6 protein-coding genes and 1 pseudogene are annotated in these 9,641 nt (G+C 73.7%); 3 read left to right on the top strand and 4 right to left on the bottom strand.

Annotation, left to right across the window (positions count from 1 at the left end):
• Positions 1-1,714: YhgE/Pip domain-containing protein (locus D476_RS0116715; RefSeq protein ID WP_017625079.1), on the bottom strand; the 1,714-nt coding region annotated here is incomplete at its 3' end.
• Positions 1,711-2,463, bottom strand: a complete 753-nt coding sequence (locus D476_RS0116710; protein ID WP_017625078.1) for an ATP-binding cassette domain-containing protein — start codon at positions 2,461-2,463, stop codon at positions 1,711-1,713. The genes D476_RS0116710 and D476_RS0116715, both read right to left, overlap by 4 nt.
• A 211-nt stretch (positions 2,464-2,674) precedes the next feature.
• Between D476_RS0116710 and D476_RS0116705 the strand changes: the two genes are divergently transcribed.
• On the top strand, positions 2,675-3,160 hold the full coding sequence (locus tag D476_RS0116705; protein ID WP_017625077.1) for a nitroreductase family deazaflavin-dependent oxidoreductase: 486 nt from the start codon (positions 2,675-2,677) through the stop codon (positions 3,158-3,160).
• 479 nt (positions 3,161-3,639) lie between these two features.
• Here the strand turns inward: D476_RS0116705 and D476_RS0116695 are convergent, their stop codons facing one another.
• On the bottom strand, positions 3,640-5,079 hold the full coding sequence (locus D476_RS0116695) for a GuaB1 family IMP dehydrogenase-related protein (protein WP_017625075.1): 1,440 nt from the start codon (positions 5,077-5,079) through the stop codon (positions 3,640-3,642).
• Positions 5,080-5,320: 241 nt separating this feature from the next.
• Between D476_RS0116695 and D476_RS0116690 the strand changes: the two genes are divergently transcribed.
• Positions 5,321-6,328, top strand: a complete 1,008-nt coding sequence (locus tag D476_RS0116690) for a CDP-alcohol phosphatidyltransferase family protein (RefSeq protein WP_017625074.1) — start codon at positions 5,321-5,323, stop codon at positions 6,326-6,328.
• A gap of 32 nt (positions 6,329-6,360) precedes the next feature.
• Here the strand turns inward: D476_RS0116690 and D476_RS33575 are convergent, their stop codons facing one another.
• Complete coding sequence (locus tag D476_RS33575; RefSeq protein ID WP_017625073.1) at positions 6,361-7,488, bottom strand: acyltransferase family protein; 1,128 nt, start codon at positions 7,486-7,488, stop codon at positions 6,361-6,363.
• Between the two features lie 547 nt (positions 7,489-8,035).
• On the opposite strand from D476_RS33575, the pseudogene D476_RS39920 reads away from it, so the two are divergent.
• A pseudogene (locus tag D476_RS39920) lies at positions 8,036-9,076 on the top strand (amidohydrolase); the annotation flags it as partial.
• Positions 9,077-9,641: the final 565 nt, after the last annotated feature.

Genomic DNA, 9,641 nt, shown 5'->3' with positions numbered 1-9,641 from the left:
CGCCGATCCCCGCCGCCGGGACCCACCCGGCCAGGGCGATCCGCCAGGACGGGGCGGCCGAGGCCAGCGCCCGCCCGGACATCGGCGGCAGCACCATGTAGATCATCATGGCGCCCACCCACAGCGACAGCGGGAGGAAGAACGGGGCGAAGCCGGTGCCGTACTGCGGGGCCTCGTTGGCGATGTCGGAGCTGAGCCGGACCGGTTCGCTCATCATGGAGCCGCGGTCCTCGCGGTCCTCGGAGTCGAAGGTGGGGATCTCCTCGGCGCCCTCGTCGAGGCCGTCGGCCAGCTCGCCGGAGCCGGACTTGAGCTGCCCCAGGCCCTCGTCCAGCTCGCCTGCGCCGTCGTCGAGCCTGCCGATGCCGTCGTCCAGCTCGCCGGCGCCCTCGTCCAGGTCGTCCGCGCCGCCGGAGGCCTCCTTCAGGCCGTCGCGCAGGTCGCGGCTGCCCTCGGCGAGCTTCTGCAGGCCGTCGTCCAGGTCGTTGACCTTGTCCTGGGCGTCCTCGGCCTTGTCGGCCAGGCCGGGGACGGTGTCGGCGACCGTCCCGGCGATGTCGGCGACCTCGTCGGCCTTGGCCTTGACGGCGTGGATGCGGTCCCAGTTGTCGGCGACGAAGCCGGCGTAGTCCGCACCGGTGTTCGCGTACGTCTTCGCGTCGTTGAGCAGTTCGTAGGCGGCGGGGTCGGTGGTCTGCAGGTCCGGGTTCTCCTCCAGGTGGGTGGCGACCCTGTCGGAGAAGGCGCGCGCGTCGGCGGCGTCCTGCTCCACCTGCGTGGGCTGGTCGGGGAGCCCGTCGAGGGCCTCGGACAGGGCGTTGGCGGCCGTCTGCGCGTCCTCGGCCGCGGTCTGGATCTCCTCCTCGTGGTCCCGCAGGTAGGGGATGGCCTCGTCGGCCTTCGGGTTGAGCTCGTCGGCGGCGTCGGAGACCTGCTGGGAGGCGGTGCCCAGGCCGGAGGCGAGCGTCTTGGAGCCGTCGTAGAGCTGGTCGATCCCGGTGCTCAGCTCCCCGGTGCCCGAGGAGAGCCGGGAGGAGCCGTCCTTAGCGTCGCCGAGCCCGTCGCTGAGCCGCTCGGAGCCGTCCTTGGCGTCGGCGCTGCCGTCGGCCAGCTTCCCCGCGCCGTCGGCGGCCTCCTCGGTCTTGGAGTGGATCTCGTTGAAGCCGAGGAACATCTTGTCCAGGTAGTCCGCGACGGCGGTGTTCGCGGCGGCCGTCCGCACCTCCTTGAACGCGGAGGTGAGCAGCTGGCGCGCGGTGAAGCCGTTGGCGTCGTTGAAGTCGGCCCGCATCAGGGCCGGGACCGGCTCGGCCCCGTCCTCGTCGGGGGAGGCCAGGCGTTCGCTGAAGTCCTCGGGGAACGTCAGCGCGACGTAGTAGCGGCCCTGGGAGACCCCGGCGGCGGCCTCGTCGGCGTCGACGACCTTCCAGTTGAGGTCGCCGCGTTCGAGCAGCTCGTCGGTGATCTCGTCGCCGGCGCTGATCTCCTCGCCGCCGGCCTCCACCGGCCGGTCCTCGTTGACGAGGGCGACCGGCAGGTTGCCCATCCCGTCGAACGGGTCCCAGAACGAGGCCAGGTACAGGCCGGAGTAGAGCAGCGGGACGATGCTGAGCGCGACGATCGCGGCGGTCGTCAGCCGCGCCCGGAAGAACGACCGGACGGACAGGCCGCCCAGGCGAAGCGAGGGCAGGGCCCGGGGCTTCCGGAGCTTCACGCGTTCTCCTTCTCGGAACGGTTCGGTGCGGAGGTCGGGTCGGCGGCGGGGGCGTCGGCGGCCGACAGGCGCCCGGCGTGGTGGCGCCCCTCCGGCGGCGGGGCGGCCCCGCCCATCTCGACCACCTCGGCCAGCCCCCGGGCGGCCTCGGCGTCGGCGCAGGCGGCGATGACGGTGGGCCCGGAGTCGGCGACGGTGCGCAGCCGCTTGAAGAAGGCGCGCTGCTGCTCGGGGCCCAGGCCGGTGTCGGCATCGTCCACGAGCACCAGGCGGGGCTCGTCCAGCAGGGCGAGCGCCACGCCCAGGCGGCGCGTCTCGGGCATGCTCAGGTCGCCGACCAGGCGCTGGGTGTCGAGCCCGTCGAGCCCGGCGGCGGCCAGGGCGGGGCCGGTGATCGAGCGGGGGGCCGGGCGGAAGCGCATGAGCAGCCGCTCGCGCAGGTGCTCGGCGACGCGCAGGCGCTCGTCCAGGTCGTTGACGCCCGCGCAGAGCGCCAGGGCGGCGATGCCGCGCACCTTGCGCGCGTTGCGGGGCAGCTCGTGGCCGTCGACGGCGAGGGCGCCGGAGGTGGGGCGCATCCGCCCGGCCAGGGTGAGCAGCAGCGCGGTGCGGCCGCCGCCGGAGTCGGCCCGCACCGCGGTGAGCGAGCCGGGGGCGGCGTCCAGGTCCACCCCTGCGTAGACGGTCCCCTGGCCGGTCCGCAGCCCCAGGCCCTGGGCCTGGACCCGCGCCCCCGTCGCCGTGCGCATGCCGGTGCCTCCCGTGCGTGTTTTTGAACTGACCAGTCAGTACAAAAGTACGCCAATGGCGGGGGTGGGAGGGTGTCGCCGGACGGTGGAATGCGTCACGGAGCGCCGGGCGGGGTTCCCGTGGAATACGGCCGAATCGGGCCATCGCGGACATCTTGACCATGGGTGGGGACGGCGGCGTAGCCTCGGCCCCGACCCGATCGGAGGATCAATGGACCCCACGCGGCCCCCGGGCCTCGACGCGCCCTCCACGCTGCGCGCCGTCAAGGCGGCCTCCCGGCTCAACGCCGCCCTCTACCGCGCCACCGGCGGGCGCGTGGGCGGCCGGTTCCGGGCGCACCGGGGCTTCCCGCGCGGCATCCCCGTGTGCCTGCTGACCACCCGCGGGCGCAAGAGCGGCCGCCTGCGGACCGCGCCCCTGCTCTACCTGGGACTGGAGGACGGGACCGTGGCCGTCGTGGCGTCCCAGGGCGGCATGGCGCGCAACCCCATGTGGTACAGGAACATCCTGGACGAGCCCCGAGTGGTCCTGCAGACCGGCGCCGAGATGACCGTGCGCCGGGCCCGCCCCGCGACCCCGGAGGAGCGCGCCGAACTGTGGCCCCGCCTGGTCGGGCTCTACCCGGAGTACGCGGACTACCAGTCGTGGACCGACCGCGAGATCCCGGTGGTCCTCTTGGAGCGGCCCGGGGCGTGAGCCGCCGTTCTCCCGGAAGACGGCTGGGGCGTGTCTCCTGGGTCGGGTGTGTGGCGAGCGGCGTCCAGGTGCCTCCATCACAAGGACGCTGTGCTCCCGAGAAGCAGGGGAGTCGGCCCGGGCGTGCCGTCGACCGATGGGAACGCCGCGTGGTGCGTGCCCGAACGCCGCGCAGTAGGGCCTGATCCAAGAAACACGCCCTGGACCGTTGATGCGAAATGTGTGCCCTGATCAGTGGTCGAAGACCACCGCCGGCCGCTCGACCGGGGCGCCGACCGGCCGGTCGCGCCCGACCGCGGCCCCAAGCGCGCGGACCCTCCGGCACACCCCGGCCCACAGGCCCCGGGCGGCGCACCCGGCCCGCACACACCGGCCACGGACGCCCCCGCCGTGTCCGCCGCCGATACAGGGTTTCCCACCGACGATCCGGGGCCCGGCGGCGCGGAGCGCCGCCGGGCCCCAGCCGTCGTAGAGGGCCGCTACCAGCTCGTCGGGACCGGCTTGCCCTCGGTGAAACCGGCCGTGCTCTGCACGCCCACCGTCGCGCGCTCGGCGAACTCCTCAAGGTTCGCCGCACCCGCGTAGGTCATCGAGCTGCGCACACCGGCCACGATCTCGTCGATCAGGTCCTCGACGCTGGGGCGCTCGGGGTCCAGGTACATCCGGCCCGTGGAGATGCCCTCCTCGAACAGGGCCTTGCGGGCCCGGTCGAAGGCCGAGTCCTCGGCGGTGCGCAGCCGCACCGCGCGCGCCGAGGCCATGCCGAAGCTCTCCTTGTACATCCGGCCCTGGGCGTCGCGCAGCACGTCGCCCGGCGACTCGTAGGTCCCGGCGAACCAGGAGCCGATCATCACGTTCGAGGCGCCCGCCGCCAGGGCCAGCGCCACATCGCGCGGGTGGCGCACCCCGCCGTCCGCCCACACGTGGGCGCCCAGCTCTCGGGCGGCCCGCGCGCACTCCAGCACGGCGGAGAACTGCGGCCGCCCCACCGCGGTCATCATCCGCGTGGTGCACATGGCGCCCGGCCCCACGCCGACCTTCACGATGTCCGCCCCGGCCTCGACCAGGTCCCGGGTGCCCTCGGCGGTGACCACGTTCCCGGCCACCAGCGGCACCGACGGGTCCAGCCCGCGCACCTTGCGCAGCGCCGAGAGCATCTTCTCCTGGTGGCCGTGGGCGGTGTCGATGACCAGGGTGTCCACCCCGGCCTCCAGCAGCTCGGCCGCCCGCCCGGCCACGTCGCCGTTGATCCCCACGGCCGCGGCGATGCGCAGGTCGCCCTCGCGGTCCACCGCCGGGTCGTACAGGGTGGCGCGCAGCGCGCCGGTGCGGGTGAGCACGCCCACCAGCGCGCCCTCGGCGTCCACCACCGGCGCCAGCCGGTGCCGGAAGTCGTGCAGCGTCTGGAAGGCCTCCTTGGGCTCGGTGCCCTCCCGGACGGTGAGCACGTCCCCCGACATCACCTCGTGCAGCTGGGTGAAGCGGTCCTGGCCCACGCAGTCGGCGTCGGTGACCACCCCCAGCGGGCGGCGGTCGCCGTCGATGACGATGACGGCGTTGTGCGCCCGCTTGGGCAGCAGGTTGAGGGCGTCGCCGATGGTGTCGGACGGGCCCAGGGTGAGCGGGGTGTCATGGACCAGGTTGCGCCGCTTGGTCCAGGTGATCACGTCGGTCACCACGTCGATCGGGATGTCCTGCGGGATGACCGTGATGCCGCCGCGGCGGGCCACCGTCTCGGCCATCCGCCGCCCGGCGACCGCGGTCATGTTCGCGACTACGATGGGGATCGTCGTCCCCGTCCCGTCGCCGGTCGACAGGTCCACGCCCAGCCGCGAGCCCACCGCGGACCGCCGGGGGACCATGAACACGTCGCTGTAGGTCAGGTCATGCTGGGGTACCTGGTCGTTCAGAAAGCGCACGCCACTACCTCGGTCGATGCTGTCCGGGGCCGACCGGTCGGGTCACTGCCCGGCCGAATCCCGTCTTACTTGTCAATTATGACCGCGCCGATTGGAAGACCCGACACCGCGTCTGGGATGATCTTCCGGCCCGAACCGACCTCCCCTCCCGCGGGCGCCCTCCCACAGGGGAATCCTCCGCCCCGGACGGACCGCCGCCGGAGCCGACACGCGGCGCCGGGGGAGGCCCGCAGGAGAAGAGATGACGACCTTTACCCTCGCCGACGTCCGCGAGCGGACCTATAAGAGCCGCGACGCCTGGTGGACCGTCTTCCTGGTGGACCCGCTCGCCTCCCGCCTGGTGGTGTGGACCGCCAACCGCACGGACATCACCCCCAACCAGATCACCTTCGGCGCGGGGGTGCTGGGGGTAGGGTCGGCGGCCGCCTTCGCCATGGGCTCCTGGCCGTGGCTGGTGCTCGGCGCGGTGCTGTTCCACCTGAGCTTCGTCCTGGACTGCATGGACGGAAAGATCGCGCGCCTGAAGGGGACCGGGTCGGTCTTCGGCGCCTGGGTCGACTTCGTCTTCGACCGCATCCGCTTCTTCGGCTGCATGATGGCGCTGCTCGTCGGACAGTGGGCGGCCACCGGGCAGGCGGTCTACCTGCTGCTGGCGCCGGTCGCCGTCTTCGTGGACCTGCTGCGCTACCTCAACGGCGCCCAGGTCGCCAAGACCCGCCAGAGCATGCGGGACAAGCTGCGCCAGGCCGCCGCCGGGGGCGAGGTCGACGCGGACGTCGCCGACCCGGAGAGCACCGAGCCCGCCGCCGGCGCCGCCGCCCCCGAGGGCGGCGGGGAGGACGGCGGCGAGCGCGTCGTCTTCATGGAGGAGGCGCTGCGCGAGGACCCCGGCCTGGACCGCGAGCAGGTCTACGCCCGCGCCAGGGCCGAGGGCGCCCGGGTGGTGGACGTGCACGCCGGGTTCAGCGAGCGCATGGGCTGGTACGAGCGGCTGCGGCGGTGGCTGCTGCGCAGCCGGGTGCGGCCGCACCTGTTCAGCGGCATCGAGTTCGAGATGTTCGTGTGCGTGGTGGCGCCGCTGACCGCCGTGCTCTCGGCGGTGTGGCCGGGCACCACGCTCATCGTCGGGGTGACGGTGCTCTCCTGCGCCGGGCTCCTGGCCTTCGAGCTCGCCATCGTCTACAAGCTGTGGATGGCCACCCGCGACTTCACCCGCGAGCTGGCCCGGCTGCAGCAGGGGCGGGCCTAGCCCGCCCCTGGGCCGGAGCCGGGGGGCGCCCCTCAGCGCCCCCCGGGGACGGGCAGTGCGGGTGTGGGCCGCTCCTCGCGGTCGCGGCGCAGGATCCGGTCCAGCTTCGGCTCGACCAGCCAGCCGGTCGCCTTGCGGACCCACGCCGACATCAGCAGGAACGTCAGCCCCAGCCCCAGCAGGCCGGTGACGGCGAACGCCCCGTGCGCGCCCAGCGCCCGATCGGCCCAGTCGAAGTAGCCGAACCCCTCGGCGACCCGGATGACCAGCCCGTGCAGCAGGAACGCGAACATGGTCAGCGCGCCGTAGCGGGTGAACCACGTCTTGGCGCGCGGGGTCAGCGACAGTACGGCGACGGTCAGCGAGAACGCCAGCGCCATGAACAGGATCCGGCCCGGGATGCCCACCGGCAGCAGCTCCATGTCCCGGTCGACCAGGCTCTCCCGCCAGTACACCCACTCGCGGCTGAGCTGCTCCAGGTACAGGTAGCTCATGGCGGCGGTGACCACCACGACCCCCACCGACCAGGCCCGCACCCAGCCCGATGTGAGCAGGTCCAGGTGGCGCTGCTCCATCAGCAGCCCCGCCACGAAGAACGGCAGCAGGCTCACGATGCGCGACATCCCCAGGACGTCGCCGGTGGCCACCAGCCCCCCGGCCAGCGAGACGGCGACCGCCACCGCCAGCGGGTAGCGGATCCGCTTCCACAGCGGCACCGTCAGCCGCCACACGAACAGCGCCGCCAGGAACCAGGTCAGCCAGAGCGGCTCCAGCGGGCCGTCGGGCAGCTTGCGGCCGACCGACAGCGACTGCAGCGCGTACACGCCCCAGAAGATGAGGTAGGGCGCGGCGACCGTGGTCAGCAGCTTGTCGATGCGCCGCCCCGAGCCGTCCTGGGACTTCGACAGGTACCCGCTGATCAGCACGAACGCGGGCATGTGGAACAGGTAGACCCAGAAGTAGACGGCTTCGCCGATGCGCGTGTCCGTCGTCGGCTCGATCGCGTGCCCCACCACGACCAGCACGATCAGCAGGAACTTGGCGTTGTCCAGCAGGGCGTCGCGCTTGGCCGGTGCGGGGCGCCGCGGCGCCGCGGCGTCCGTGCCGCCTGCGGCGGCCGGGGCAGGGGTCTCGTCGGGGAGTCGGGTCGTCGAGGCCACGGGGTCTCCGGTCACCTTCTCGGGGCGTGGGAGGCATGGGAGCGGCCGCGCCCGTGCGGGGGTGCGGCCGGGGGCTCCACGGCGCGGCCGCAGGCCGCGGACGGTGAAGCTGAGAATCCTGGGAGAACTCTGAGCAGGCACCTTACCCGCCGCGTGGCGGGCGCGGCCATACCCGGGGGTGTCCGGCCGTGTGCGAAGGAGAGTAATTCCAGGTCGTGGCCGACTGCAAGGGGCCCACGAAGGGGCCCGGTGCCCGGCGGCCGATAACGTGACGATAACACCCGGCCGCCCCGACCGCACCCGAACCTGGGTGATCTCACATGATCCGCACCGGATTCCCAGCGGCCCGCGGCCGGGAGCGGAGGGGCCGCGGAGCCGACCCCGCGTTTGAGTTCGACCGGGCCGGGCGAGAGAATCGGCGGGCGGGCGAGGTGCCGGTGACCTGTGCCGTCCACCGCCGGTCCGCGGATCACGGAAACGGAAGGCGGTGGAATACGTGCCGCACGCTGTCGAACCCACCCGCGCCGCCCAGCACGGCGGCGCCGTCATGCGCCTCGTCGACGAGGTCTTCCCCCCGGTGGAGGGCTTCTATGTCGACCTGCACAAGAACCCCGAGCTGAGCCACCAGGAGTTCCGCACGGCCAGCGCGGTCGCCGAATGGCTGCGCACCGCCGGATACGAGGTGCACACCGGCGTCGGCGGGACGGGCGTGGTCGGACTGCTGCGCAACGGCGACGGGCCCACCGTCATGCTGCGCGCCGACATGGACGCCCTCCCGGTCGAGGAGAAGACCGGGCTGCCCTACGCCAGCACCGCCCGGGGCACCGACGCCGACGGCTCCGACGTGCCGGTGATGCACGCCTGCGGGCACGACGTGCACACCGCCTGCCTGGTCGGCGCCGCCGACCTGCTGGCCCAGGCGCGGGACCGCTGGCACGGCACCCTGATGGTGGTCGCCCAGCCCGCCGAGGAGCACATGGACGGCGCCGCCGGGATGCTCCGCGACGGCCTCTACACCCGCTTCGGCCGCCCGGACGTGGTGCTCGGCCAGCACGTGGGCCCACAGCCCGCCGGGATGGTCAGCCACCGGCCGGGGGTCATCCTGGCCGCCGGAGCGGTGCTGCGGGTGCGGGTGCACGGGGTCGGCGGGCACGCCTCCCGGCCGCACACCACCGTCGACCCGGTGGTCATCGCGGCCAACATCGTCACCCGGCTGCAGACCGTGGTCGCCCGGGAGGTCAGCCCGGGGGAGATGGCCGTGGCCACCGTGGGCGTGATGCGCGCCGGGACCAGGGCCAACATCATCCCCGACGAGGCCTACCTGGAGATCAACACCCGGGCGCTCAACGACGCGGTCGCCGACCAGCTCCACGAGGCGATCCGGCGCATCGTCAAGGCGGAGGCGGCCGCCTCCGGCGCCCCGCGCGAGCCCGAGGTGGACATCGTGCTGCGGGCCGAGCTCACCGACAACGACCCCGAGCACACCGCCGAGGTGATGGCCGCCCACCGCGCCTACTTCGGCGACGACTACGTCCTGGAGATGCCCGAGCCGTTCACCGGCAGCGAGGACGTGGGCGAGTTCGGGCTGCCGGGGGACCCGCACCCGGTGCCGTACGTGTTCTGGTTCATCGGCGGGACGCCGCACGACGTGTGGGAGCAGGCGCCGGGGCAGACCCCGTACGAGAAGCTGTCGGCGCTGCCCAGCAACCACTCGCCCTTCTTCGCTCCCGACCGCGAGCCCACGCTGCGCTCGGGGCTGGCCTCGCTCACCGTGGCGGCCCTGACCTACCTGGGGAACGCCTCCGACGCCCCGGCGGCGCCGACCGGGGGGCAGGCGCCGGTCTACGCCGACGCCCCGCCCCCGTACGAGGGGGCCGGGGACGGGTTCGCGGCGCAGATGGCGCCCACCGGGGGCGTGCCGTCCTTCGCGCCCTCGCCTGAGCCGCCCGCGCCCGCCGCACCGGAGGAGGCGCCGCTCTCCACCCAGCAGGCCGACATGGACGCGCTGCTCGCCGGGGACGAGCCCGCACCCGGCGGGGACGAGCAGTGGGACCTGGGGTCGGAGCCCACCGCGCCTCCGCCGCCGCCCCCGGCGCCGCAGGCNGGAAAGGCCACATCGGCGGGCCCGCCCCCTTCACCGATCAGCAGGACCC

Origin of the sequence: Nocardiopsis chromatogenes YIM 90109 (assembly GCF_000341185.1) — a bacterium.
Taxonomy (GTDB): Bacteria; Actinomycetota; Actinomycetes; order Streptosporangiales; family Streptosporangiaceae; genus Nocardiopsis_A; species Nocardiopsis_A chromatogenes.
This window is presented reverse-complemented; position numbering and strand designations above follow the sequence as displayed.